The sequence below is a fragment of the Flavonifractor sp. HCP28S3_F3 genome, from assembly GCF_052065355.1.
Classification (GTDB): Bacteria; Bacillota; Clostridia; order Oscillospirales; family Oscillospiraceae; genus Flavonifractor.
In genome coordinates this window covers 1-826 of sequence record NZ_JBQHUF010000035.1, presented here as the reverse complement: position 1 = coordinate 826, position 826 = coordinate 1, and the positions used below count along the sequence as shown (strand labels likewise).

The 826-nt window shown below is 53.9% G+C and carries 1 pseudogene; it reads left to right on the top strand.

The features are described from left to right. A pseudogene (locus ACTNB1_RS14810) lies at positions 1–826 on the top strand (tetracycline resistance ribosomal protection protein); the annotation flags it as partial.

Genomic DNA, 826 nt, shown 5'->3' with positions numbered 1-826 from the left:
CAGCGCCAAAAAGGGCCTTGGCATTCAACCGTTGATGGATGCGGTGACAGGGCTGTTCCAACCGATTGGGGAACAGGGGAGCGACGCCCTATGCGGCAGCGTTTTCAAGGTTGAGTACACCGATTGCGGCCAGCGGCGTGTCTATCTGCGGCTATACAGCGGAACGCTGCGCCTGCGGGATACGGTGGCCCTGGCCGGGAGAGAAAACCTGAAAATCACAGAGATGCGTATTCCATCCAAAGGGGAAATTGTTCAGACAGACACCGCCCATAAGGGCGAAATTGTCATCCTTCCCAGCGACAGCTTGAGATTAAACGATATATTGGGGGACAAAACCCAACTTCCTCGTGAAATGTGGAGTGATGTTCCCTTCCCTATGCTGCGGACGACGATTACGCCAAAAACGGCAGAGCAAAGAGACCGGTTGCTGGACGCTCTTACGCAAATTGCGGATACTGACCCGCTTTTGCACTACGAGGTGGATTCCACCACCCATGAGATCATTCTTTCTTTTTTGGGCCGGGTGCAGTTGGAGGTCGTTTCCGCTTTGCTGTCGGAAAAATACAAGATTGAAACAGTGGTAAAGGAACCCACCGTCATTTATATGGAGCGGCCGCTCAAAGCAGCCAGCCACACCATCCATATCGAGGTGCCGCCCAACCCGTTTTGGGCATCTATCGGACTGTCTGTTACACCACTCCCGCTTGGCTCCGGCGTACAATACGAGAGCCGGGTTTCGCTGGGATACTTGAACCAGAGTTTTCAAAACGCTGTCAGGGATGGTATCCGTTACGGGCTGGAGCAGGGCTTGTTCGGCTGGAACGTA